The organism is Pseudoalteromonas sp. Ps84H-4, from assembly GCF_024124645.1.
Taxonomy (GTDB): domain Bacteria; phylum Pseudomonadota; class Gammaproteobacteria; order Enterobacterales; family Alteromonadaceae; genus Pseudoalteromonas; species Pseudoalteromonas lipolytica_C.
Map to the genome: position 1 here is coordinate 448,000 of NZ_JAMXSK010000001.1, position 25,944 is coordinate 473,943.

At 42.2% G+C, this 25,944-nt stretch carries 24 protein-coding genes; 9 read left to right on the forward strand and 15 right to left on the reverse strand.

Features of this window, described 5'->3' with window-relative positions; all coding sequences use genetic code 11:
• From betI to NH454_RS02120, 3 genes are all read right to left on the reverse strand, one after another.
• Positions 1-591 (reverse strand): transcriptional regulator BetI, encoded by a 591-nt coding sequence (gene betI / locus NH454_RS02110; RefSeq protein ID WP_138557299.1) that lies wholly within the window; start codon positions 589-591, stop codon positions 1-3.
• Between the two features lie 293 nt (positions 592-884).
• Positions 885-1,352, reverse strand: a complete 468-nt coding sequence (locus NH454_RS02115) for a nuclear transport factor 2 family protein (protein WP_105181405.1) — start codon at positions 1,350-1,352, stop codon at positions 885-887.
• 89 nt (positions 1,353-1,441) lie between these two features.
• On the reverse strand, positions 1,442-2,623 hold the full coding sequence (locus tag NH454_RS02120) for an MFS transporter (RefSeq protein ID WP_235382517.1): 1,182 nt from the start codon (positions 2,621-2,623) through the stop codon (positions 1,442-1,444).
• 110 nt (positions 2,624-2,733) lie between these two features.
• Between NH454_RS02120 and NH454_RS02125 the strand changes: the two genes are divergently transcribed.
• Both NH454_RS02125 and NH454_RS02130 read left to right on the forward strand, forming a co-directional pair.
• Positions 2,734-3,621, forward strand: a complete 888-nt coding sequence (locus tag NH454_RS02125) for a LysR substrate-binding domain-containing protein (RefSeq protein WP_235382516.1) — start codon at positions 2,734-2,736, stop codon at positions 3,619-3,621.
• A 99-nt stretch (positions 3,622-3,720) separates the two neighbouring features.
• Positions 3,721-4,812, forward strand: a complete 1,092-nt coding sequence (locus tag NH454_RS02130; protein ID WP_253038112.1) for an alkene reductase — start codon at positions 3,721-3,723, stop codon at positions 4,810-4,812.
• A 4-nt stretch (positions 4,813-4,816) separates the two neighbouring features.
• Here NH454_RS02130 and NH454_RS02135 read toward each other — a convergent pair whose 3' ends face one another.
• Positions 4,817-5,254, reverse strand: coding sequence for an MBOAT family O-acyltransferase (locus tag NH454_RS02135; RefSeq protein WP_235382514.1), 438 nt, complete (start codon positions 5,252-5,254; stop codon positions 4,817-4,819).
• Between the two features lie 239 nt (positions 5,255-5,493).
• Between NH454_RS02135 and NH454_RS02140 the strand changes: the two genes are divergently transcribed.
• Both NH454_RS02140 and NH454_RS02145 read left to right on the forward strand, forming a co-directional pair.
• Positions 5,494-5,868 carry a type II toxin-antitoxin system RelE/ParE family toxin gene (locus tag NH454_RS02140; protein ID WP_199527258.1) on the forward strand — a complete coding sequence of 125 codons (375 nt, stop codon included), beginning with the start codon at positions 5,494-5,496 and terminating at the stop codon, positions 5,866-5,868.
• Entirely contained in the window at positions 5,861-6,163 is a 303-nt protein-coding gene (locus NH454_RS02145) for a DNA-binding transcriptional regulator (RefSeq protein ID WP_135923757.1), read from the forward strand. The genes NH454_RS02140 and NH454_RS02145 overlap by 8 nt, the downstream gene beginning before the upstream one ends.
• 45 nt (positions 6,164-6,208) lie before the next feature.
• On the opposite strand, the gene hrpB is transcribed toward NH454_RS02145, so the two are convergent.
• Positions 6,209-8,629 (reverse strand): ATP-dependent helicase HrpB, encoded by a 2,421-nt coding sequence (gene hrpB / locus NH454_RS02150; protein WP_235382513.1) that lies wholly within the window; start codon positions 8,627-8,629, stop codon positions 6,209-6,211.
• Between the two features lie 247 nt (positions 8,630-8,876).
• On the opposite strand from hrpB, the gene NH454_RS02155 reads away from it, so the two are divergent.
• Complete coding sequence (locus NH454_RS02155; RefSeq protein ID WP_138557322.1) at positions 8,877-9,074, forward strand: CsbD family protein; 198 nt, start codon at positions 8,877-8,879, stop codon at positions 9,072-9,074.
• A 40-nt stretch (positions 9,075-9,114) separates the two neighbouring features.
• Here NH454_RS02155 and NH454_RS22410 read toward each other — a convergent pair whose 3' ends face one another.
• The 4 genes from NH454_RS22410 to metA all read right to left on the reverse strand — a co-directional run bounded on the left by NH454_RS22410 (position 9,115) and on the right by metA (position 14,965).
• Positions 9,115-10,155: a GGDEF domain-containing protein gene (locus tag NH454_RS22410; RefSeq protein WP_138557292.1), complete on the reverse strand. Its 1,041-nt coding sequence runs from the start codon at positions 10,153-10,155 to the stop codon at positions 9,115-9,117.
• A gap of 165 nt (positions 10,156-10,320) precedes the next feature.
• The gene (metH, locus tag NH454_RS02165; protein ID WP_235382512.1) at positions 10,321-12,951 is read right to left on the reverse strand and encodes a methionine synthase; all 2,631 of its coding nucleotides are present in this window, start codon (positions 12,949-12,951) and stop codon (positions 10,321-10,323) included.
• A gap of 9 nt (positions 12,952-12,960) precedes the next feature.
• Positions 12,961-14,028, reverse strand: a complete 1,068-nt coding sequence (locus NH454_RS02170; RefSeq protein WP_235382511.1) for a homocysteine S-methyltransferase family protein — start codon at positions 14,026-14,028, stop codon at positions 12,961-12,963.
• Positions 14,018-14,965 (reverse strand): homoserine O-succinyltransferase, encoded by a 948-nt coding sequence (metA, locus tag NH454_RS02175; protein WP_135923752.1) that lies wholly within the window; start codon positions 14,963-14,965, stop codon positions 14,018-14,020. Before metA ends, NH454_RS02170 begins: the two co-directional genes overlap by 11 nt.
• 246 nt (positions 14,966-15,211) lie before the next feature.
• Between metA and ettA the strand changes: the two genes are divergently transcribed.
• The 3 genes from ettA to NH454_RS02190 all read left to right on the forward strand — a co-directional run bounded on the left by ettA (position 15,212) and on the right by NH454_RS02190 (position 18,350).
• A complete protein-coding gene (gene ettA, locus NH454_RS02180) occupies positions 15,212-16,885 on the forward strand; it encodes an energy-dependent translational throttle protein EttA (RefSeq protein ID WP_135923751.1) in 1,674 nt (557 codons plus the stop codon).
• A 137-nt stretch (positions 16,886-17,022) separates the two neighbouring features.
• The gene (locus tag NH454_RS02185; protein ID WP_135923750.1) at positions 17,023-17,388 is read left to right on the forward strand and encodes a PilZ domain-containing protein; all 366 of its coding nucleotides are present in this window, start codon (positions 17,023-17,025) and stop codon (positions 17,386-17,388) included.
• Positions 17,389-17,441: 53 nt separating this feature from the next.
• Positions 17,442-18,350: a histone deacetylase gene (locus NH454_RS02190; RefSeq protein ID WP_235382510.1), complete on the forward strand. Its 909-nt coding sequence runs from the start codon at positions 17,442-17,444 to the stop codon at positions 18,348-18,350.
• A gap of 80 nt (positions 18,351-18,430) precedes the next feature.
• Here NH454_RS02190 and cyoE read toward each other — a convergent pair whose 3' ends face one another.
• The 6 genes from cyoE to NH454_RS02220 form a co-directional block, all read right to left on the reverse strand.
• The gene (cyoE, locus tag NH454_RS02195) at positions 18,431-19,315 is read right to left on the reverse strand and encodes a heme o synthase (RefSeq protein WP_054554292.1); all 885 of its coding nucleotides are present in this window, start codon (positions 19,313-19,315) and stop codon (positions 18,431-18,433) included.
• A gap of 142 nt (positions 19,316-19,457) precedes the next feature.
• Positions 19,458-19,817 carry a cytochrome o ubiquinol oxidase subunit IV gene (cyoD, locus tag NH454_RS02200; protein ID WP_175080008.1) on the reverse strand — a complete coding sequence of 120 codons (360 nt, stop codon included), beginning with the start codon at positions 19,815-19,817 and terminating at the stop codon, positions 19,458-19,460.
• Complete coding sequence (gene cyoC, locus NH454_RS02205; protein ID WP_054554290.1) at positions 19,817-20,452, reverse strand: cytochrome o ubiquinol oxidase subunit III; 636 nt, start codon at positions 20,450-20,452, stop codon at positions 19,817-19,819. Before cyoC ends, cyoD begins: the two co-directional genes overlap by 1 nt.
• Positions 20,449-22,437, reverse strand: a complete 1,989-nt coding sequence (cyoB, locus tag NH454_RS02210) for a cytochrome o ubiquinol oxidase subunit I (RefSeq protein ID WP_054554289.1) — start codon at positions 22,435-22,437, stop codon at positions 20,449-20,451. Before cyoB ends, cyoC begins: the two co-directional genes overlap by 4 nt.
• Positions 22,438-22,439: 2 nt before the next feature.
• Positions 22,440-23,354: a ubiquinol oxidase subunit II gene (gene cyoA, locus NH454_RS02215; protein WP_054562298.1), complete on the reverse strand. Its 915-nt coding sequence runs from the start codon at positions 23,352-23,354 to the stop codon at positions 22,440-22,442.
• 236 nt (positions 23,355-23,590) lie between these two features.
• On the reverse strand, positions 23,591-24,010 hold the full coding sequence (locus NH454_RS02220) for a hypothetical protein (RefSeq protein WP_135923745.1): 420 nt from the start codon (positions 24,008-24,010) through the stop codon (positions 23,591-23,593).
• Positions 24,011-24,425: 415 nt separating this feature from the next.
• Here NH454_RS02220 and NH454_RS02225 point away from each other — a divergent pair, with 415 nt between their 5' ends.
• Positions 24,426-25,781, forward strand: a complete 1,356-nt coding sequence (locus tag NH454_RS02225; RefSeq protein WP_253038115.1) for a M14 family zinc carboxypeptidase — start codon at positions 24,426-24,428, stop codon at positions 25,779-25,781.
• The last annotated feature ends 163 nt before the right edge of the window (positions 25,782-25,944 follow it).

Genomic DNA, 25,944 nt, shown 5'->3' on the forward strand with positions numbered 1-25,944 from the left:
TTAGGCTCCATACTGTTTTATCAGTGAACGAATGTAGTCTTTTACTAATTGCTCACAATGTTCGAATTGATCATGGTCTGACTTACTTAATACGGCTCTTAGCCATAAACCATCGATCATGGCTGCACTTAACTCAGCAGCTAAGTTGGCATCGCTATCGCTCATTAACTGTTTGAATGAGCTTAATAAATTACTAAATAAACGTTTACTATTTACGTTTTGTAAGCGATGCAACTGGGCGTCGTGCATTGAATGCGCCCAAAAGCTCAACCAAGTTTTGGTGTTATTGCTTTGCTGCTGAATGCGCGAAAAGTTTGCTTCAACGATAAACATTAATCGTTGCTCTGGGCTAGTGTGCGGCGTTACTTGATTCAAAAGTGCTTGCTTTAAACTCGTCAATAAATAACGCACAGTGGCTTCAATTAAGCCCTGCTTGCCACCAAAATAATGACTGATAATGCCAGACGATAAGCCAGCCTTTTTACTAATGCTATTTATGGTGGTGCCTTGCAAACCAAGCTCTGCAACCGACTCTATTGTGGCGTCAATTAACTGCTGACGACGAACAGGTTCCATTCCAACTTTCGGCATAATTTTTTATTGATTGAACGTTCAATTAAAATAAAGGTTAAGGTAATCAGCATGGCAATTCAAGGTTGACAAATTGTAAACAGCCGCAAAGCTACACTCGTAAATTAAGCTAACCCACTGTTCTTACGTTTATTATTCGATATATAAAAAAGTTTTAAATTTATTCAAAATAAAGCCTAAAAAGTATTAATTTAGGCTGAAATGCGGAAAAAATAGAAAATTTATTGCGGGGGTATTTTTAATAAAAAAGCGCTTATAAAAGCGCTCATGTTAGGCAAAAAGTTAAGCAAAGTTCATTCGTGGTATTTACGAATAACCGCTATTTTGCCATCTTCTATTTCGAGCACATCCATAATGGTTTGCGTGTATTCAATTTCTTGCTGGTTTTGCGGGTGTATACCTTTAGCATGATGGGTATAACGTAAGGCAATGGCAGAATCATTAAAAATAAAGGTATCGAGTAAATTTGCTTGGTATTCAGTGTGCGCACCAAGGTAAAAAGTCATGCCTTTACGCATCATGGCTTTACCATCTGGTTCTCTTGAATCATCGGTTTGATAAGGTAAGTGTTGATTTGCTACATCGTCAGTTAATAAAGCTAAAAAAGCTTCTAACTCTTTTTTAGTCGCATTAGGTGCTTGTGTTGCAACCATGGTATTAAAGTACTGCTGTGCTAATGCTGTGAGCTCTGGGTTAGCTTGCTTTGCTTGGCTGCTAAATGTGCTTAGCAAGCAAATAGCTAGAAAATAAAGGGGCTTCATCGTTATTCCTTGTGGTTTTAGTTAATGACTAATAATCAAACTACAAACCTAAAATAACGACAAAGCACCGAACTATCAACAATTTAGTTTTAAGCTGTTTGTGGCTTTATGATCTCGCGTTTATCTAAATAACCGCTGTAACGAGTTGCAATTAACGCAGCTAAACTGATGATAGCGCCAATCCAAGCAGTGTCTTGCAGTGAATAGTTTTCCACGACAATGCCACCTAACACTGAGCCCAGCGCAATACCGATATTAAACGCAGCAATGTTTAACCCAGAGGCCACATCGACGGCATTGGGTGTAAACTTTTCGGCAAGTTTAACCACATAAACTTGCAGCCCAGGCACATTACCAAACGCAAATGCCCCCCATACAAGTATGGTCAGTACCGCAGTGACTTTAGATTGCATGGTAAAGGTCAGCACCAACAGCACAATACTCAAAGCACTAAAGATAATAGTCAGCGCACTAATGGGGCCTTTTTTATCGGCTAACTTACCGCCGTAGATGTTACCAACAGCAACCGATACCCCATATACCAGCATGATTAAGCTAATAGTGGCTGATGCAAATCCAGTTTGCTGCTCTAAAATGGGCGCTAAATAGGTAAAAGCAGTAAATGTGCCGCCATAACCAAGTATGGTCATCAAATACACCAGTAAAAGCCTAGGTTGCACCATTACTTTTAGCTGCTCACCCAAAGTAGCCGGTTTACTTTGCTTTAAGTTGCTCGGAATTAAAAACGCGCTACCAACAAGTGCAATTAATCCCAGTAAAGACACTACTAAAAAGGTCGCTCGCCAACCAAAGTGCTGACCAATCCAAGTCCCTAATGGCACACCGGTTACTAATGCAACCGTTAAACCGGTAAACATAATCGCAATGGCACTAGCTTCTTTATCTTTACTGACAAGCCCAGTAGCGATCGTTGAACCAATTGAGAAAAACACCCCATGAGCAAGGCCTGTTAGAATCCTTGCGGTGATCAAGCTACCATAACTAGGTGCTTGCCAAGCCAGTAAATTACCGATTACAAATAGGCTCATTAAGCTAAGTAATACATGTTTTCGATTCCAGCGTCCGGTAAGCGCGGTTAATACTGGCGCCCCCACCGCAACCCCTAATGCGTACAAGCTAACAAGTAGCCCGGCACTCGGTAACGAAACCGCTAAATCATCAGCGATGGTTGGCACTAAGCCGACAATCACAAACTCAGTGGTGCCTATGGCAAACGCACTGAGAGTTAACGCAAGTAATGCTATTGGCATCACATATCCTCTGTTTAATTTTGAAAGTGCGGCTATTGTGGCTAAAATTAAATTTGCAAAAAATAGCAGTAGTGACAAAATACTTTTGTCAAAAACGAAAAGGTAAAACCATGAGCGTGATCTCCAACACCCAAGATTTAGAAGCATTTATTAGCGTGGTTGATACCGGCGGGTTCTCAAGTGCAGCCAATGCATTAGATGAGCAAGTAGCAAAAATATCACGGGCAGTAACTCGGCTCGAAAAATCATTAAACGTTACCTTATTCAACCGCACTACAAGGCGCATTGAGCTAACCGAAGAAGGTCAGTTATTTTTAGGTTATGCTAGAGAAGCACTGAGTCAGCTCGCACAAGGCGAAGAGGCCTTAAAGCTTCTGCACTGTGCGCCATCAGGAAAATTAAGAGTCGATGCCGCAAGCCCCTTTGTGTTTCATCAATTAGCGCCACATTTAAAAGCCTTTAACCAAACTTATCCTGATATAAAACTCGAGATCACCAGCCACGACAACATTATCGATTTGCTTGAGCATAAAACCGATATTGCTATTCGTATTGGCGAACTCGCTGACTCAAACTTGCATGCGCGCACTTTAGGAGTTAGCAAACTACAGCTCGTTGCCAGCCCTGATTATTTAAAAGCGGCGCCACCATTAAATGAGCTAACCGACTTAGCCTCGCACCAGCTTATTGGTTTTACCGATGCGCCGCATTTAAATCACTGGCCGCTAACCACGCCTTTAGACCTTAAATTTTCAATCAGTGCATCAAGTGGTGAAACTGTACGCCAGCTTTGTATTAAAGGTCATGGTATTACCTTGTTGTCGGAATTTATGATCAACGAAGATTTAAAAGCAGGCCGTTTAGTAAAAGTGCTTGAAGGCGAGGTACTGAGCCCTAATCGCCGCGAAAAAGTGCATGCGGTGTATTACCAAAACAGCGGTGTGTCATCACGAGTATTAGCGTTTTTAGACTTTATAGCACCCAGGTTAACGCTTTAGTTTTTTGCACTTTTAACAAAAGTATTTTGTGATTAGTGGCATTAATTTCATAAATGATTTTCGTTATGCTGAAAGCATATTCGCTTTCAAGGAGCCGTAATGAACAAATTATTCGATACCGTACAACTTGCCGGTCATACATTAAAAAACCGCATTGTTATGCCACCGATGACCCGCTCTCGCTCATCACAACCGGGTGATATCGCCAATGAGTTAATGGCCGACTACTATGCCCAGCGTGCCAGCGCCGGCTTAATTATCAGCGAAGGCACACAAATATCAGCCCTAGGTAAGGGTTATGCTTGGACACCGGGTATTTATACTGCCGAGCAAATTGCAGGTTGGAAGAAAGTAACCGACAAAGTTCATCAAGCTGGTGGCATTATGTTCGCTCAGCTTTGGCATGTTGGCCGAGTGTCTCACCCAAGTAGCACAGGTGGCGAGCAACCAATCGCGCCATCTGCTATTGCAGCTAAAGACGTAAAAGTTTTTATTGATGAAGATGACAAACCCGACTTTGTTGCCACAGCACAGCCACGCGCAATGAGCCATGACGATATCAAACACGTTATAAACGAATATCGCCAAGCTGCCCGTAATGCAGTTGATGCAGGGTTTGATGGTATTGAACTTCACGCTGCCAATGGTTACTTAATTAATCAATTTATTGATTCAGAGTCGAACCAACGCACTGATGAATACGGCGGCAGTTTAGAAAATCGCTTACGCTTTTTACAACAAGTGACACAAGCGGTTTGTGATGAAATTGGCGCTAAACGTGTTGGCGTTCGCCTTGCTCCACTCACAACCCTCAATGGTACGGTCGATGATAACCCATTTGAAACCTATATTGGCGCAGCAAAAGTACTCAATGAACTCAACGTTGCTTACCTGCACATTGCTGAAGCTGATTGGGATGATGCGCCTTTAATGGAGCAAAGTTTTAAGCAAGCGCTACGTGAAAACTATGCTGGATTAATGATTTATGCAGGCAAATACACTGGCGATAAAGCAGAGCAAGCACTAGCCGCAGGCTGGGCTGATTTGATAGGTTTTGGTCGCCCGTTTGTTGCAAACCCAGATCTGCCAGCTCGTATTGAACAAGGCATTGAACTTGCGAAGCATGATCCAGATACCTTATTTGGAGGCGGTGCTAAAGGCTACACTGACTACCCTTTAGCAACGCAGTAACGCGCTAAAAAAGGTGGCTCGTCAACCAATAGCTCAATACAATAAAGCTGATGTTGGCGAGCGCTCTTAACAACCATGGAGCAGAGCTAAACTGGAGTTGGCTGTACTTGCTTACTAAAACCAACACGCCCATCACAGTAAACCAAGGAGTAAAAAAGAATATTGGCTTTAACTTCACTAAACTCACTGCTAAATCGTGCAGCGCACCGCTTACAGCAAAGGTCACAACAACCGCACACCAAACCGGCATAATGTCATTGCAAGGCTTCATTACATACCGAGATAAATAATAGCTCCACACCGGATTCCAATATCGCCAAAACAGATAAAACGAGCTAGCACCTAGAGAACGTGTCAGCATATTGCGCAACGAATCTTTATGCCCAAGGGGCACACCTGTGCGTTTTTTAACGTATTGAGCAAGGGTAATAGCTGCAGACACCGACTTTCTCTTTTTTACTAATTACTAATTCAGACTACTAAACAACCAACAAAAGAGAAACCAAAACAAGGCTTGAAATTGTAACGGTTTATTTTATTCGTATTGGTTTTGCTCAGATAGATAGCTGGTAATCACCCATTACTTCTGCTATCAACATTAGAGGGACACCAATGAAAACCTCATTATCATTGATTGGCTACTGAGTGAAACATTGAAAGTGTACCCTAACGGAGTATACTATGATTTATAAAACAAAGGATTTTGTTTCGCGCACGAAAAAAGAAAGCCTGTCTGATGCTGATTTAATAAACGCTTGCAGAGAGATGTCAGCAGGCCTTTACGATGCAGACCTAGGTGGTAATGTCTATAAAAAGCGCGTAGCCATGGGCAGTAAAGGAAAAAGAGCTGGTTATAGAACTATTGTCGGGGCGGTAATTGGTGATAAATATTTCTTTCTCTATGCATTTGCTAAAAACGCTAGAGCTAACATAAACGCTAAAGAAAAATTAGCATTAAAAGAGTTAGCAAAAGAGTTTATTCGTTTTTCCCAAAGTGAACTTGAGCAACTAGTCGATGATGGCGAACTTTTAATTGTAGGTGATGATCATGAGTGACATATTAAAGTCAGTTCACAAAACAGCGAGTGGATTAAAAAAGTCTGGAGTTATAGACAAAACGACGATGCGTAAATTTGACGCATTGTGCCTTACAAATGTTCATGAATTTACCCCCGAACAAGTTCGTAATTTAAGACTGAAGTACAATCTCTCTCAACCGGTCTTTGCTCAATACTTAAATGTCAGTGACAAGTTAGTTAAAAAATGGGAGCAAGGTGATAGCTCACCAAGAGGAGCAGCATTGAAAATGCTCACTCTGGCAGAGCAAAAAGGGTTGGAAGCAATCGCTTAAGACCAACCCAAAGTACTGCAAACTTAATCACTTACTTCATTAAAATCACATCTTACTTTTTACTTTATTAGTCGCTTGACTAGTTGCGGGGTCGTCTGGCCAAAAATGTTTTGGATAACGCCCTTTCATTTCTTTTTGCACATCGCGGTAACTCGTTTGCCAAAAGTTAGCTAAGTCTTGGGTTAGCTGCAGCGGTCGCCGCGCTGGTGATAATAGCTCCATTAATAATGGCAGTTTACCTTGAGCCAGCAAAGGCGTGCTGGTCATGCCATACACTTCTTGCATGCGCACACTGAGCTTTGCTGGGCCATCGAGCTGATAGGTCACTTTTACATTTGAACCACTTGGCACAGTTAATCGTAAGGGCAGGTGTTCATTCAATAGGCTTTGCTGCTGCCAATCAAAACAGCTTTTAATTGCTTCGTTGTAATTGAACTTTTTTAATTGCTCAAGGTTTTTAATATCATCCAAATAAGGTGCAAGCCATTGGTTATCGGCAATTAATTCATCATGATTTAAAAGTGGGAATGATTCTGGTAACAGCTTACTTGCCAAGATCATTCGAATAAGTAACTGCTCACTGTCAGGCTGATCATTAAATAGCGAAAAGCCCTGCTTACTAAATAAATTTAACCACGCTTTAGTGCGCTCGCTCTTATCTAGTGGCTGTTTACTTGGCTGACTCGCTATGGTGATAGCACCGAGCTTAAGCTCATCTTGATGGACAAATCGCCCTGCTTTTTCATCGTATTCGCAGCGAGTTTGCTCAGTAAATAAATGCGAAAGCTCATCTTCAAGCTCACTTGGCATAAAGGCAACAGCAGCAAAAACACGGTTTCCCTTGTGGCCGCCCATATGCGCAATGGCAATATAATCATCGTTATGCCAAAACTCCTCGCTTAAGTCGGCGCCCGCACCGTTGGCAAGTAAATAACCATTCCCGCGCTTTTTGGCTAGGCGGTCAGGAAAAGCAAGCGCCACCAGCAGCGACAAGTACTCTGTTTTAAGCTCATTAACCGGTTTGAGTTGCAAGCGTGATAGCCAATAATTTAATTGCTGCTTAAATACTGGGTGAGGTTTGCTGTGCTGGCTATGCAATGCCAAATTAAGATCAGCTGGCATACTAATTCGGCTTTCAAGCAGTGCCGTTAAATACCCCGCTAATACATAAATACCAGGCATGCGCTGCTCTAGTTGCTTTGCCTTAATGAGCATATGCGAGAGGCGAATATCGGCTCCATAGCTCAGCATTTGGCTGCCAAGCGAAGTAAGCTTTTCATTTTCATCAATGGCTTCGAGCATTTTTAAAAGTGCCGTTGCTTGTTTAATCTGCTGGCTACTAGGTGGGTCGAGTAAGCTAAGCTCAGCAAGTGATGCCCCCCACTGCTTTGCCTCTAATAACAACTGACTAATATCACTGGTCAAAATTTCTGGCGCATCATGGCTGTTACGGCGCTCAAAAGTTTGCTTAGAGCCTAACCGATACACAACCCCCGGCTCAATGCGCCCAGCACGACCAGCGCGCTGTATGGCTGAAGAACGAGAGATACTTTGCGTAACAAGCTCTGTCACACCCGTTTTTAAATTAAAACTGGCAGCACGACGTTTACCGCTATCAACCACAATGCGTATTCCTTCAATGGTCAAACTGGTTTCAGCCACATTGGTGGTTAATACCACTTTACGTTTGCCATTTTTAGCAGGCGCAATAGCAGCTTGTTGCTCATTTTTATTTTGCTCACCATACAAGCTAAATATCTCAACATTATCACCTAAATCGTTTAGAGACTGCTGAACCCGTATGATTTCACGCTGCCCTGGTAAGAATACTAAAGCACTGCCCGTTTGCTCACTAAGCGCCTGTTTTATAACTGCAGGTATGTCATCGAGCCAGCGGCTTTCGTCTTTAAGTGGAATGTAAACTTCATCAATGGGGTAGCTTCGCCCTTGTGATGAGATGATAGGACAGCTAAAAAACTCACTGTAACGCTCGCCGTCTAAGGTTGCCGACATCAGTAAGATTTTTAAATCATCGCGAAGTGCTGCTTGTGTTTCAAGGGCAAATGCCAAAGCCGTATCAGCAGCAATTGAGCGCTCATGAAATTCATCAAATATAAGTAAATCAACATCACTAAGCTCTGGATCATTTTGCAACATACGCGTCAGCATGCCTTCGGTGACAATTTCAAGCTTAGTTGCAGAACTAACTTTTGATTCGCCACGAATACGTAAGCCGACACTGTCGCCAACTTTTTCATTTTGCTGACTTGCCAAGTACTGAGCAATATTGCGTGCGGCGAGTCGTCTTGGCTCTAACATAACAATGCGTTTAAAGTGCCCTTCGCGCATTAAGGTAAGAGGTAGCCATGTTGATTTACCCGCTCCCGGTGGCGCTTGCAATAAGGCCATAGGGTTACTCTGTAATGTTGTTAACAGGGATTGATAAATATCTTCAACTGGCAGCACGTTAGGTATCTCTTACTTTCTTTTCGCGCATTGTATCAAAAAATTACAGGCAGGGATGAGTAGCCTTAAATTGCATGAAATAATTACACGCTTCAACCTTTAAACAGGTACAAATTGCAATTAGATAACTCCACCACCTAACACAAAAAATTAAAAACCAATAATATCAATTAGTTATTTACACTGTTAGAGTGGCATAACGATTGCTCTTACTAACACGAATGTTTAACAAAGTAAGGAGATTATGATGAACAGCGATCGTTTAGAAGGTAATTGGAAAGAACTTAAAGGTAAAGCGCAACGTAAATGGGGCGAACTTACTGATGGTGATTTAGATGTGATTGAGGGTAGCCGTAAAGAGCTTATTGGTAAAATCCAGCAAAAATACGGTAAATCGAAAGAAGAAGCTGAGCGTGAAGTCAGCGACTTTGAAAAAAGCCATTAATTTGAGCAATAAATAAAGCCGCTAATTGCGGCTTTATTTATCAAGCAGGCTCGTGCTTTGCTAAATCAACTTCAGCAACCGTTTGATTTTTACCTTGCGATTTAGCACGGTAAAGTCGCTTATCAGCAATGTTTAAGCAGTGATCAACACTCTCATCTGGCACGCGTTGGTATAAGCCAATACTTAAGGTGACATGAAAACGATGCTGACCACTAGTGAATGGCTTTTCAGCGAGCTTTTTATGAATGTTGTCTGCAACTTGGTAGGCCCGTTGTTCATTCCCCGCAGGAATAACAATTAAAAACTCTTCGCCGCCCCAACGGGAAATGACATCTTCTTCTGTGCACACTTTATTAAATACATCAGCGAAAAATATTAGCACCTCATCGCCTACTTGATGACCATAGGTGTCGTTGATTTGTTTAAAGTTATCAACATCCATCAGCAAGAACACAGCCCCTTCGCCAAAGCGTTTATCTTGTAAGCACTCAGTTGCAAAACGACGATTTACAAGTTCAGTCATTGCATCATAGCGTGCAAGCTTTTGATTAATTTTAAGTTGCTTCATTAACTCTAAACTGTATTTGTTGCGGTAATATTCGTAGAAGCCACCCAAAATACATAAAATAGAGAAGCACAGCATGACCCGTGTTGGAAAGTAATGACTCGAATAACTGTAATAACCAAATTGATCGGTAAAATAGAAAAGCACTGAAATAATAATGGCAAGCAGGATAAGATCGAACGCTCCGCGCTTTAAGCCACGAATAAAAAAGGTCACGGGAGATACAATAAATAGCCATAACGGCCCTGTGCCATTACTGCCACCCGAGACAGTTAAGAAGCACATCATTGCATAAAGTGCGTACAGCATGAGTACTGAAATAAATTGATCACGCCCCTTTATTAAAAAAGGCAAAGCAAAAATAACAACGCCAACAATTAATAAATAACTTAATGCGATGTAGCCATCTTGATAACTTGTGACCGACATCAACAAAGAGGTCACTGCACCAATAAATGCAAATACGCGTAAGAATCGCGCTTTATCTCTCTCGCTTGCATTCACAGTATCAATCACAATTTCACCTTAGATTCCTTGCTCAACCTCAATAACTTTAACACAAATATTTAAATTAGAAGGAATTTGCCAGTACTAAAGCAATTAAAAAGAAAAAAGTATGAACAAAATGGGCATAAAAAAACGAGCCATTTGAGGCTCGTTTTTAATTTAAACTAAAGGTTATTATTCTGGCTCATAGCCCAAATTAGGCGACAACCAACGCTCAGCTTCAGCAAGTGTCATGTTGGTACGCTTAGCGTAATCTTCAACCTGATCTTTTTGAATTTGCGCCACTGCGTAGTATTTCGCTTCAGGGTGAGAGAAATACCAACCAGAAACTGCAGCACCCGGCCACATTGCGTATGAACTGGTTAGTTTCATGCCAATACGCTGTTCGGTATCAAGTAACTGCCAGATTTTCTTCTTCTCGGTATGCTCAGGACAGGCAGGATAACCTGGCGCTGGGCGAATACCTTGGTAGTTTTCACGAATAAGTTCATCATTCGATAGATTTTCATCTACCGCATAGCCCCAATATTCTTTACGCACTTGTTCATGCAAATATTCAGCAAACGCTTCTGCTAAACGGTCAGCAACGGCTTTAACCATGATCTTATTGTAATCATCTTGCTTGGCATCGAAGGCATCGGCAAGGTCATCCTCTTCAAGACCACCAGTTACCGCAAAAGCACCAAAGTAATCAGGGATGCCTTTTGGCGCGATATAATCGGCTAAGCAGTAGTTAGCAAAGTCGGTTTTTTCAGTTTGCTGACGTAAATGACACGATGTAGTTAAAAGCGTTGTACGCGACTCATCGGTGTAAATCTCAATGTCATCCCCTACTCGGTTTGCTGGGAATAAACCAATTACACCAAGAGGTTGTAGCGCACCTGATTGCTCAAGCTCATCAAGCATTGCATTAGCATCTGCGAATAAGCTTTTAGCCTGTTCACCCACAATTTCATCTTCAAGAATACGTGGATACTTACCAGCGATTGACCACGTCATGAAATAAGGTGTCCAGTCGATGTACTGTCTTAACGTCGCAATCGAAACATCTTTAAATTCAGTCACACCTAGCTTTTTCGGCACAGGTGGTGTGTAGTTGTCCCAATCAAGTTTTACTGCGTTGTCACGAGCACGCTGTAAAGTAACTGGTTTTGAGCGCGGCTTTTTACGTGCTTGTTGTTCACGTACTTTTTCATACTCAGTCTTGGTTTTCTCTAAAAATGCTGGCTTTAACTCTTTCGACAGTAAATTAGAAACCACACCCACAGCACGGCTGGCGTTATTTACGTAAACCACACCTTTATCATACTGAGGTTCAATTTTAACCGCGGTATGCGCTTTTGACGTTGTTGCACCACCAATCAAAAGCGGTAATTCAAAACCACGACGGGTCATTTCTTTGGCAACATGCACCATTTCATCAAGCGATGGGGTAATCAGCCCTGATAATCCAATAATGTCGGCTTTTTCGTCAATGGCTGTTTGCAAGATTTTCTCTGCCGGCACCATTACACCAAGGTCGATAACCTCGTAGTTATTACACTGCAGTACAACGCCTACGATATTCTTACCAATGTCGTGTACGTCGCCCTTAACGGTTGCCATAACCACTTTACCGTTGGTTGCGCCCTCTTCTTTTTCTGCTTCAATGAAAGGATCAAGATAGGCAACGGCGCGTTTCATTACACGAGCAGATTTAACAACCTGAGGTAAGAACATTTTACCTGCACCGAATAAGTCGCCTACTACGTTCATGCCGTCCATCAGCGGGCCTTCAATCACTTCGATAGGCTTAGCTTTGCTCTTACGGCACTCTTCAGTATCTTCGTCTATATACTCGGTAATGCCTTTTACTAACGCATGTTCAAGGCGCTTTTCAACAGGCCAAGTACGCCACTCTAAATCTTCTACTTTCTCTGCTTGCGCCATACCTGAGTATTTTGGTGCAAGTTCAACAAGTCGCTCACCAGCACCTGGGTCGGTATTGAGGATCACATCTTCTACAGCTTTTCGCAGCTCTTCGGGGATATCGTCGTAAACCGCTAATTGACCAGCATTTACAATGCCCATATCCATACCCGCTTTAATCGCGTGGTATAAAAACACTGAGTGAATAGCTTCACGCACTGGGTTGTTGCCGCGGAACGAAAACGACACATTCGATACACCACCCGACACTTTACAATGCGGTAAGCCTTGCTTGATTCGACGTGTACCTTCGATAAACTCAACAGCGTAGTTATCGTGCTCTTCAATGCCCGTTGCAACAGCAAAAATGTTCGGGTCAAAAATAATGTCTTCTGGTGGAAAGCCAATATCATCAACGAGTATTTTGTAGCTTCGCTGACAAATCTCGAACTTACGATCAGCAGTTTCAGCTTGCCCTTTTTCATCAAACGCCATTACAACCGCAGCAGCGCCAAAGCGCTTAATTAGTTTAGCTTGGCGGATGAATGGCTCTTCACCTTCTTTTAGTGAAATTGAGTTAACAATGGCTTTGCCTTGAATACACTTTAAGCCAGCTTCAATCACATCCCATTTCGATGAGTCGACCATGATAGGTACTTTTGAGATATCAGGCTCTGAGGCAATTAAGTTTAAAAACTTTACCATCGCCGCTTTTGAGTCCAACATGGCTTCATCCATATTGATATCAATCACTTGCGCGCCATTTTCTACTTGTTCACGGGCAACATCGAGAGCGGTCTCGTAATCTTCTTCCATGATCAAGCGCTTAAACTTAGCCGAGCCAGTTACATTGGTACGCTCACCGACGTTAGTAAATACAGCAATTTGGTCAGTCATGTCGGTTTCCTAGTTTAAGTTGCACGCTTCAAGGCCCGATAAGCGCATACGCACTTCAAGCTTAGGCAGTTGGCGAGGCTTAACACCACTCAGGCCTTTCGCAAACGCCTTAATATGAGCCGGTGTGGTGCCACAACAACCACCTACAATGTTAATAAAGCCAGATTTGCCCCAATCGATAATTTCTTTAGCCATTTCAGGGGCTTCTAAATCATATTCACCAAATTCGTTCGGTAAACCTGCATTTGGATGCACCGAGGTAAAGGTTTCACAAACACGCGATAACTCTTCAACATACTGGCGCAGTAAGTCTGGGCCAAGGGCGCAGTTGAGGCCAATTGAGAGCGGTTTAATATGGCGAATAGAGTTATAAAATGCTTCGGTGGTTTGTCCTGATAAAGTACGACCAGAGGCATCGGTAATGGTGCCTGAGATCATCACAGGCAAACTACGACCAGCTTGCTCGAAAGCTTCTTCTACGGCAAACGAAGCGGCTTTTGCATTAAGCGTATCAAAGATGGTTTCAATCAAAATAAGGTCTGCGCCACCTTCCATCAGTGCCAGTGTCGACTCAACATACGCAGCCACCAGCTTATCAAAATTGATATTGCGATAACCTGGGTCATTTACATCTGGTGAAATAGAGCAGGTTTTTGACGTTGGCCCAAGCACACCCGCTACATAACGCGGTTTACTTGGATCTTTTGCTTCAAACTCATCACACACGCCGCGCGCAAGTTTCGCTGACTCGAGGTTGATTTCGCGACTAAGACTCGCCATATCGTAATCTTCCATCGAAATAGTCGTGGCATTAAAGGTATTGGTTTCGATGATATCGGCACCGGCTTCTAAGTAAGCACGGTGAATATCAGCAATGATCTTTGGCTGAGTCAGACTTAATAAGTCATTATTGCCTTTAATAAGTACATGCCAGTCTTTAAAGCGCTCACCGCGATAGTCTTGCTCTTCTAATTTATGTTCTTGGATCATGGTGCCCATCGCGCCATCGAGGATTAAAATTCGCTGTTTCAGCGCCTCGGTCAATTGTTCGCGTTTATTCACTGCATTACTCGGCATAGTTGTTAGTCCTTACGTCTTGGCTAACTAAGTTAATATCATACGGTGTAGTTTGGTACACATAATAGTTTAACCAATTCGAAAACAATAAAAAGGCATGACTTTGCCATGTTTTCGATGGTTCGTTATCAGGGTTATCATCTGGGAAATAATTTTCTGGTTTAGGTGCGTCTGCAGACTTCTCGCTATCACGCAGGTACTCTTCTTTTAAGGTATGCGCATCGTACTCTGGATGACCTGTAATATACACTTGGCTGCCAGACTTATTCTTAATTAAATAGGCACCAACTCGCTCAGAACCAGCTAACACCACCAAATCATCACAGGCAGTGATCTTATCAATATCAATATGACCATAGCGAGAGTGTGGCACTAAAAAGGTATCATCAAAGCCACGGGTGAGTGCTGCGTGGTCAAAATAGCTTTTGTGGGTAAATACACCACTTAACTTATTTGGTTTAAGTTCACGCTTAAGACCATAGTGGTGATAAAGCCCCGCATGGGCCGCCCAACACGAAAACAGCGTAGAGGTAACATGCTGCTCAGCCCAGTCTAAAATCACTTTAAGTTCATCCCAATAGACAACATCGTCATACTCTAAATGTGCAAGCGGCGCACCCGTGATGATCATGGCATCGTAGTTATTGTCTTTTACCTCAGAAAAATAACGATAAAACGTATCTAAGTGCTGCTCAGAGTTACTACTGCTGCGGTGGGTATCTAAGCGCAACAGCTCAACATTAACTTGTAGCGGTGAGTTAGCTAGTAAGCGAATAAACTGCACCTCGGTTTCTACTTTGTTTGGCATTAAGTTTAAGATGGCCAAACGCATTGGGCGAATCTCTTGCGTTTTCGCACGGCTTTTTGGCATTACAAACACGTTTTCCTGACGTAACTTTGCAATAGCTGGCAATTCATCTTTTACTGTAATGGGCATAGCGGGCTCCGAGCATACATATTAGAGTGCTAATTATGAACGGATAGTTAGAAATTTCAACCTCTAGATGTTTAGATGTCCAAATGAAGTGATATTTCTGAGTGGTCATTAATTAAAATGTATGACTCTTTGAGTAAATAACACCTTGATATTAAGCCTATCATAAACGCTGAATTCTGTATTTTGAGGTAGTTTGGGTATACAATACTTGCTGTTAATTTTTATTATAAATTGAAGGCTTCTTTCATGGTGTTACCAGACAAGTTTATATTCTCGATGAGTCGAGTATCTAAGGTTGTGCCACCTAAGCGCACTATCTTAAAAGATATTTCTTTACACTTTTTCCCAGGCGCAAAAATTGGTGTGCTAGGTCTAAACGGTGCAGGTAAATCGACGTTACTGCGCATTATGGCCGGTGTTGACCAAGACTTTGAAGGTGAAGCTCGCCCTCAACCAGGCACTAAAATCGGTTACTTACCGCAAGAACCGCAGCTAGACGAGAACAAAACAGTTCGCGAAACAGTAGAAGAAGCGGTAAGCGAAGTTAAAAATGCATTAAATCGCCTAGATGAAGTATACAACGAGTATGCAATGGACGGTGCAGACTTCGATGCGCTTGCTAAAGAGCAAGGTGAGCTTGAAGCTATCATCCAAGCACACGATGGTCACAATATTGATAACGTGTTAGAGCGTGCAGCTGATGCATTACGCCTACCACCTTGGGATGCAAAAATTGAACACCTTTCGGGTGGTGAGCGTCGCCGAGTTGCGATCTGCCGTTTACTACTTGAAAAACCAGATATGCTTATTCTTGACGAACCGACTAACCACTTAGACGCTGAGTCAGTTGCTTGGTTAGAACGCTTCTTACACGACTACGAAGGTACTGTGGTTGCTGTAACCCACGACCGTTACTTCTTAGATAACGTAGCAGGTTGGATTTTAGAGCTTGACCGTGGTGAAGGTATTCCTTGGGAAGGTAACTATTCATCGTGGCTTGAGCAAAAAGATTTACGTTTACAACAAGAACAGAAATCTGAAAAAGCACGTCAAAAATCAATCGCACAAGAACTTGAATGGGTTCGTTCAAACCCGAAAGGCCGTCAAGCTAAGTCTAAAGCACGTATGGCACAGTTCTCAGAGCTTCAACAAAATGATTACCAAAAGCGTAACGAAACGAATGAGCTATTCATTCCACCGGGTCCACGCTTAGGTGACCAAGTTATCGAAGTGAAAGGCCTGAAGAAGAGCTTTGGCGACCGCGTATTAATTGATGACTTAAACTTTGCAATGCCTAAAGGCGCTATCGTAGGTATTATCGGTGCCAATGGTGCAGGTAAATCAACGCTATTCAAAATGCTAAGCGGTGAAGAAAAGCCTGATAGCGGTGAGATCATTGTTGGTGAAACAGTAGAGCTTGCAACTGTTGATCAGTTCCGTGGCAACATGGACGAGAGCAACACTGTTTTCCAAGAAATCTCAAACGGCCAAGACGTTTTGAAAATTGGTAACTTTGAATTCCCAAGCCGTGCCTATGTTGGCCGCTTTAACTTCAAAGGTAACGACCAACAAAAATTCGTTAAAGATCTATCAGGTGGTGAGCGCAACCGTTTACACCTAGCTAAGCTGTTAAAAGCTGGTGGTAACGTATTACTTCTGGATGAGCCAACCAATGACCTAGACGTTGAAACACTACGTGCACTTGAGAACGCTATTTTAGAGTTCCCTGGCTGTGTAATGTGTATCTCGCATGACCGTTGGTTCCTTGACCGTATTGCTACACATATTCTTGATTACCGTGACGAAGGCCAAATTAACTTCTTCGATGGTAACTACACAGAATACGAAGAGTGGTTGAAGAAAACCTTAGGCGCCGAAGCAGCACAACCTAAGCGTATTAAATACAAAAAAATTGGCTAATTAGCTGATATTAAAAAGCCCCTATTAAGGGGCTTTTCTATAACTATTAACTTTCATCAGTAATTATCAGCTGTTTTCTCTCATTCATTTCATATTGAACTATACTGTTTAGGCTAAAAAGTATGGAGAATAGAGACATGAATGAACGCAGAGAGTTTTCTAGGGTGCTATTTTCTTGCCCAGCTGTCCTTCATATAGAAGGTAACGACTATCACTGTCAGTTACTTGATTTATCATTACAAGGTGCACTTATCACTAAAAGTGATTCATTTTTAATACCTATACATTCTAAAGCCGATTTAATTTTCACCCTACCCGAATCAAGTATTGAGATAAAAATGCAAGTTGAACTGTGTCATGTTGAACATCAGCATGCTGGGCTTCGCTGCGAACATATTGATATAGATAGTATTAGCCACCTTAAGCGACTCATTGAGCTAAACCTAGGTGATGAAGCTCTATTGCATCGAGAACTAGCGCATTTAATTCACGCTCCAGAGTAAACATCTGCTCAGAAATTCGCTATGCTGTAGCAAATTCAGCTATTCAATGAGCTATGCAGTTAAATCCCCATTTACCTTTGGTTTATCATCCTAATTATTCGTTTAGCTTCGATCCAAACCACCGCTTTGTAATGAGTAAGTTTGCTTATTTATATGAGCATGTACAAAACCTTGGATTAATAAATGACAACCTAACTCAGCCGATGCTTGGCACGCCTGAGCCCCTTGAGTTAGTACATTGTGAAAACTACATCCACGACCTTTGGCATAATCGTTTAGATGAAAAAGCGATGCGTCGCATTGGCTTACCTTGGTCAAAAGAGCTAATGGCACGTACCTTTACCGCCCCACTTGGCACCTTACAAACAGCACGCTTAGCGCTGAAACATGACATCGCTTGTCACTTAGCCGGTGGCACTCATCATGCTCATACTGATTTTGGCTCAGGTTATTGCATGGTAAACGACCTAGCGTTCACCAGTGAAACCCTTATAAAAAGTGGTGAAGTGACCAATATACTTATTTTTGACTTAGACGTTCATCAAGGTGATGGCACCGCAGCAATGCTCGCACATCAGCCTTATGCTTATACCTGCTCTATTCACTGTGAAAAGAACTTTCCGTTTCGAAAATCGGCCAGCGATTTAGATATTGGTTTAGCACCGAATGTCGCTGATAGTGAATACCTAGGCGTTGTTGACGATACTCTGAGTTATTTATTAAACACCTTAAACCCAGACTTAGTGCTTTATGATGCCGGTGTTGATGTGTGGCAGCAAGATGGCTTAGGAAAACTTGATATAAGCTGGCAAGGGATAGCGCAACGGGACCATTTAGTTCTCAAGCGTTGCCTTGAGCACAATGTACCTGTCGCAACCGTAATTGGTGGTGGCTATGATAAAGACCATCGTCGTTTAGCGGCTCGCCATGGCATTGTAGTTGAGCAAGCTGCTCGTTTTTAATATCAGCAATGAAAAAAGGCCCGGGGAGAAAAAACCGGGCCTTTGCTACTGTAACATTGGGATATGTTAGCAACTTTTTTCTAAGTTAAAACAAGTAGCTGTGGAGCTACCGAATGGTAATCTAAAGCCATAGCTATGCTCAAAACCGTGATATTTACAATTGAAAAAGCAAACACTTGGCGCGCCCAGCCGCTAACATCAATATTGCGACGATAGCCACGAAGCGCCATTAGCAACCACCAAAAACTCGTTGTACAAGCTACAGCCATAAAGGCTAAACCTGTATAACCACTAATGGTTAATAACATCACAACCAACGCATACACGGCGATATATAAAACAATGTGATGCTTTGCCTTCTCGATCCCCTGCGCTACTGGTAACACAGGAATTCTGGCCGCTTGGTAGTCGTTATAACGAAAGATTGCAATTGCATATGAATGAGGCATTTGCCATAGACTAAACATGACCAATAAAATCACAGCACCAGCATCAAACTGCCCAGTTACGGCGCAGTACCCCACTACAGGTGGTACTGCGCCAGATAAACTTCCGACAAAGGTGCCGTACACAGAACGACGTTTCATATATAAGCTGTACACACCGACGTAAATGACGTAACCAAAAGTAGCAAATAAGAGTGCCACTACGTTGGTATACACAGCTAATAAACCGAAACCAATAACACCAAGCACGATGCCATGTGCCATAGCCGCCTTTGCTGACATTTCGCCAGTTACTGTGACGCGTTTGCGAGTGCGCGCCATAGCAACATCAATATCACGATCAATCACGTTATTGATCGCGCATCCTGATGCCACTACTAAAGATAACCCTAGCAAGGTTGCGATCATTAACCATGGGTCAATATCACCGCGAGAGGCTAGCAAGAATCCCCCCGCGACAGAGATCAAATTGCCCATGATAATGCCAGGTTTAGTGACATTTAAATAACGTCGAAACACTTCCTCGACTCCTCTAATTTTCAGCACAAACGCAATATTACGAAAGAAACTAGTTAGTAACAGACTGTAAGAACTGGAGACACAACCTCAGACTAACCAGCTCCTTTCGTAAATCTTTTTACCAATTACAAAGTAATTGTTATTAGTACATCATCATGGCGTTCGATTCGTAGATGATCCACACCGACAAACCAACCACCATTACAATGATTAAAGCACTAAAGATAAACGACAATGAACTTGCCTTGCCGTCTTCAGTTTTGAAGTTTAGGTGTAAGAAATATTTCAAATGCACCCAAATTTGCACAATAGCCATGCTCACGATGCACCATGCAGTGGTCGTTTTAGAAAAAGAACCACTCATCACAGCCCAAAATGGAATAGCCGTTAAAACCACTGACAATACAAAACCAATTAAATAGTCTTTAACGCTGCCATGTGATTGTTCATTTTGTGCATGAACTTCTAAGTTATTCATTACATGTGATTCACTGTGACTCATTACATTGCTCCCATTAAATAAACAACGGTAAATACACAGATCCACACCACATCTAAGAAGTGCCAGAATAGGCTTAAACAACTTAGGCGTGTCACTGTTTGTGGGTTTAAACCACGGCGCACAACTTCAATCATCAGGACAGTCATCCAAATAAGACCAGCTGTAACGTGAAGACCATGTAAGCCCACTAAAGAGAAGAACGATGTTAAAAAGGCACTTTGCTGAGGGCCATTACCGTGCGCAATTAGGTGATGGAATTCATATACTTCCATACCAATAAACACAGCACCAAAGGCAAAGGTAACCAGCAACCAAGTTAACGTAGCCGCTTTTTTCTGCCCGTGAGCAGAGATCATCGCAAAACCAAAAGTGATACTACTGAGTAGTAGTGCTGCGGTTTCAACCGCAACAAAATCAAGTTCAAAAATGTCTTTACCCGACACACCGCCAGCGGTATTCATGAACAATACTGCGTAGGTTGCAAAGAATGATGCAAACAACAGGCAGTCAGTCATAAGGTAAAGCCAGAAACCAAATACGGTGTTACCACCTGTATCGTGGTGCTCATGGTCATGTGCATCGACATGACCGTGTGCGCCGTTTAAGGTGTCGAGTCCTGCAGAAATGCTACTCATGCATTCACCTCCTTCGTAGCGGCTGTATTGTGAGCCGTTTCTAGTTCAACAATTTCATCTGGTTGCACGTAGTAATCAACATCGCTGGTGTAACAACGTTTAATGAACACCACGATAGCACCCAGTAAACCAAAGGCCGCAAGCCACCAAATGTGCCAGATCATGGCAAAACAGAAGGTTGTTAAAGCTGCGCTCATTAATACACCTGCCGATGTATTTTTTGGCATATGAATTGGGCTATAAGAGGCTTCTTGCTTGTAAGCTAAGCCTTTCTCTTTCATGTCTGTCCACGCATCGATGTCATCAACATGAGGGATTTTCGCAAAGTTGTAGTACTGCGGAGGTGAAGCAGATGCCCACTCAAGAGTATGACCATTCCACGGATCGCCCGTTGTATCATCAAGTTGCTCGCGGTTTTTGAAGCTCACTACAAGTTGCACAACTTGGAACAAGATACCGAACATAATGATCACCGCACCGCCAGCTGCAATGTATAACCAAATGTTCCAATCAGGGTTGTTTGTGTGGTTTAAGCGACGTGTCATACCTAAGAAACCAAGTACGTATAACGGCATAAATGCCACGAAGAAACCAATTAACCAGCACCAGAAAGATCTTCTGCCCCAGCTCTCGTCAAGTTTGAAGCCCATTGCTTTAGGGAACCAAAACGCAAAACCAGCTAAATAACCAAATACCGCACCACCAATGATGGTGTTATGGAAGTGAGCGATTAAGAATAAGCTGTTATGTAATACGTAGTCAGCACCTGGAATCGCAAGTAGAACACCCGTCATACCACCGATAGTGAACGTCACCATAAAACCTAAAGTCCAAAGGACAGGCACAGTAATACGTAAACGACCACGATACATTGTGAATAACCAGTTAAACAACTTAACCCCGGTCGGCACCGCAATAACCATGGTCATAACACCAAAGAAGGCATTAACGTTAGCGCTTGAGCCCATCGTAAAGAAGTGGTGAAGCCAAACGATGAAACCTAAAATTGAAATTGCACCACTTGCGTAAACCATCGACTTATAACCAAACAGGCGTTTACCAGCAAACGTTGAGATAACTTCTGAGAAAATACCAAACGCAGGTAAGATCAGAATGTAAACTTCAGGGTGACCCCATGCCCAGAATAAGTTGATGTACATCATCGCGTTACCACCTAATTCATTCGTGAAGAAGTGGAAATCGAGATAACGATCAAGCGTCAGCATTGCCAGTACAGCAGTTAAAATTGGGAACGATGCTGCAATTAAGATATTTGCCCACGTACATGCCCAAGTAAAAATAGGCATTTTCATTAATGTCATGCCTGGTGCACGCATTTTAAATACAGTCGCTAAGAAGTTTACCGATGTTAATAAGGTACCCAAGCCGGATATCTGCAAGGCCCATATATAATAGTCGACCCCAACACCCGGACTGAATGACAACTCTGACAACGGTGGATACGCAACCCAACCTGTTTTAGCAAACTCACCGAAGAATAATGAGATATTGATTAGGATTGCACCGCCAGCAGTTAACCAAAAGCTAAGGTTATTTAAGAATGGGAATGCAACATCACGAGCACCAATTTGCAACGGTAAGATGATGTTCATTAAACCAATCATAAACGGCATCGCCATAAAGATGATCATGATCACCCCGTGTGCCGTAAAGATTTGGTCATAGTGCTCTGGTGGTAAGTAACCACTTGCACCGCCGGTAGCCATTGCCAATTGCAGTCGCATCATAATGGCATCCGCGAAACCACGGAAAAGCATGATAAGCGCAAGAATGATGTACATAACACCTAAACGCTTATGGTCAATTGAGGTGATCCAGTCGTGCCAAATCACGCCCCACTTTTTATATTTTGTTACTAAGCCTGCCACTAACAGACCTAAGACAGCAACAACCGTCATGGTAACCATGATAATTGGTTCATGAAACGGGATTGCGTCTAATGTTAATTTACCTAACAACGACATGATTATTCCTCGTCCTCGCTGTGCTTCTTATGAGCTGAGTGCTCTGGCATAGCGTGTTGCATTGCACCGTGAGAGCCATGCGCTTGCATATATTTCATTACGATTGAATGGAACATATCTTTATCTACGCTGGCATAGTATTTAACTGGGTCGTATTCACTTGGTTTTGCAAGTTCAACATAGCTTTGCTTAGTCAATGCAGAACCGGTATTTTTTACTTTGTTTACCCAAGCATCGAAATCAGCTTCTGTGGCTGTTGCAATGGCATCGAACTTCATACCAGTGAAACCTGCACCACTGTAGTTAGCAGAAAAGCCTTTAAAAGTACCCGGCTCATCAGCGATTAAGTGAAGCTTTGTTTCCATACCGGCCATTGAGTAAATTTGGCTACCAAGCTGTGGAATGAAAAACGAGTTCATGGTGCTTTCTGAGGTGATTTTGTACTGCACTGGCACATTGGCAGGAAAAACAAGCTCATTCACTGTGGCGATGCCTTGTTCTGGATAAATGAATAACCATTTCCAGTTCAAAGAAACAACCTCAACAGTAAGGTGCTTACCTTTACCCTCAAGTGGTTTATATGGGTCAAGTTGTTGCGTTGACTGCCACGTGATCACACCTAAAATCGCAACGATGATGATAGGAATGGTCCAAACTACAGCTTCAATCTTATTAGAGTGCGCCCACTTTGGAGCGTAAATTTCTTGATCTCGTCCATCACGGTATTTCCATGCAAAATAAATTGTCATGGCAATAACTGGAATCACAACAATCAGCATTAACACCGTAGCTACGATAATTAAATACTTCTCGTCGACACCAATTTGACCTTTTGGATCGAGTACCCCGCCTTTACAGCCAGACAAAGCCAGCACTAAAGACGCTAGAGCAATATTACAAAGGTTTCGAATTGACAAAGGAATATCCTACAACCTAAAAGTTAACACTTGTCGAAATAAGAACACGACGCTTTTCTGCAACAGATGCTACAGATATCCCTCGGCTGACTAACGAGCACGACAAATCGGCACGCTAAAAAGTGAGGGAGTTTAGGTTGGCTGACTGAAATTTGGGCGTTAAAAACCCACTAGGTGCTTAGTAAAGACAACTTAGAAAACAACTAAAATGGCTGAACTTAAGCAACAAAGCTTATTTACAGACAACCACTTACACGAGGAGGAGCACGACAGCCATGAGCGCTGTGTACTACTAAAGACTTTATCGTTTCACGCGCAGCGAAAGCCGCTTTACGTAAAATGACACCTGCACGACGCGCAGGGAAGAAATGGAAGACCAACCAGCATAAACCAATAAGTAATTGGCAAGACACAACAGGGTAAGCTAAAAAACTCAACACATTAAGCAACGGTGTTTCGTATAAAGCACCTTCGCTTAATAAGCTTCTAAGCCCTTGAGCATCTTCTACTGTGCCGTTGATTAGCATGGCTGAATTAATCAGCAACAAGGCTAAAACTGACATTAGCTCTTTACCAGCAAAAAACGCACGCGCAGCCAATTGCAATCTAGCTAAGCTAGACTGTTTGACACCTTGTGACTGACTAATTGCTCGCAAAACTCACGCCTTTTTATCGCTTTTACTGCATTTTGGGTAAGCGGCTTACCCTATTTTTAAATGCGGTAACATGATCTTCATCAATAAAGTTTCAGTAATTACTGAAATTTCGATGTGGAGTATAACAAAGTCAACAGACGGTACAAGTAGAAATTAACAGCACAAGGTTAAGTGTTGTTTAGCTAATTGCTAATGAGCTGTAAAAAAATTAATTTATCAAAGCTAAGTAGTTAAAATTAAAAGTGTATTTTATATAGCAAAAAGCAATGAACAAAAAGAAAATGACATATAAACAAGGATTAAACACACACTTACTCAGTAGCAATCAAAGCTTTAATACTGAACAAGGATTAGCCAAACCAGTTTAAATATAATATTCTACAAATCATCAAAACAAAGAATAAAAGAGATAATTATGCGTCAACATGCACTCGCAGCAGTCCTTTTAACATTAAGTACCAGTACACTCGCAAATACGATTGAAGACACCGTAGCGAGCGGCTTGAACAAACCTGCTATTTACTACGCCGATATAGAACCTTACTTAAAAAGCGCAGCAAAGCACCCAAGCGTTACACTAAAACAATTAGGCACCTCTTTCCAAGGACAGGCACTTAACTCTCTTAAAATCGGCACAGGCCCAATCAAAGTGATGATGTGGAGCCAAATGCACGGCGACGAAAACACAGCTACTGCCGCACTAATGGATTTTTTAAGCTTTATAACTGCCGATGAAAACGCACAATGGCTAGAAAAATGGCAACAGAAAATAACCCTTCTCATCATTCCCATGGTTAATCCAGATGGCGCTGCAATGCAAACTCGTCATAATGCTCAAGGTATTGATTTAAATCGTGATGCTAAAGCTCTTCGCACAAAAGAGGGGCAAATACTCATGGCTGTTGCAAATGAATTTAAACCTGACTTTGGCTTTAACTTACATGATCAGAATGCCTATTACGGTGCAGGTAAAATGGGAAAACAAGCCACCATTTCAGTGCTAGCACCCGCCTATAATGAAGCAAGAGAAGTAAATAAACGTCGTGGTGAGGCTATGCAGTTTATTGCCCACTTAGCCAAATCGGTTAAAACAATGATCCCTGGGCACTTAGGAAAGTACAACGACAGTTACTCTTTCCGCAGTTTTGGCGATACCTTTTCAGAAAAAGGGATCCGAACTATACTAATTGAATCAGGCGCTTACCCAAACGATCCAAACCGACAAATAGCCCGCAAGGTTAACCGTGTTTTATATAAGAATGCAATCGATTCGTTAACTACGGGAGCATGGAAAAACGCGAAAATAGCCCAGTACCACGCCATTCCATTTAACGCTAAAGACAATTGGGTCGACTTACTAATAGACGATGTGACAGTAAATAGTGAGCTAGGTGATTACCAGATAGATATTGCAGTCAATAACAAAGGACAGTCACCCATAATTAAAGAATTGGGTGATATAAGCAGTATCCGCCAAGGTTACACGAGTTTAGATGCAAGCAGCCTGAACTTTAAAGTAGGTAACAGCTTTGTTTTAAATGAGTCGTTAACGCTTACAGAAAGCAAATATAAAGAGCTTTTAATACAAGGGTATAGTTGCTTTTCTGGCGATATTAATATGCTAGAAAACGCCACAAATTGGCCAGTTTACGCATGCAAAAGTGTATTTACATCAATACCTTCACTTCATGCACCTGCCGCCTTTTTCTTACAAGCAAATGGCAAAAATAAGTACGCAGTCTTAGGGGCTGAGCTAATTAATTTAGATTAAACACGATTTAAAAAGACAGGCACTGTTAAAAGTGCCTGTTAAATCTCCAAATACCTTAAATTTGTAACCTAAAATAATAGCTGTGCAGGCAAAGCACCCTATTAGCTTATTCCACTAATAAAAGTCATGATGAAAGACTTAGGTTTATAAAAATGGAAAGCAC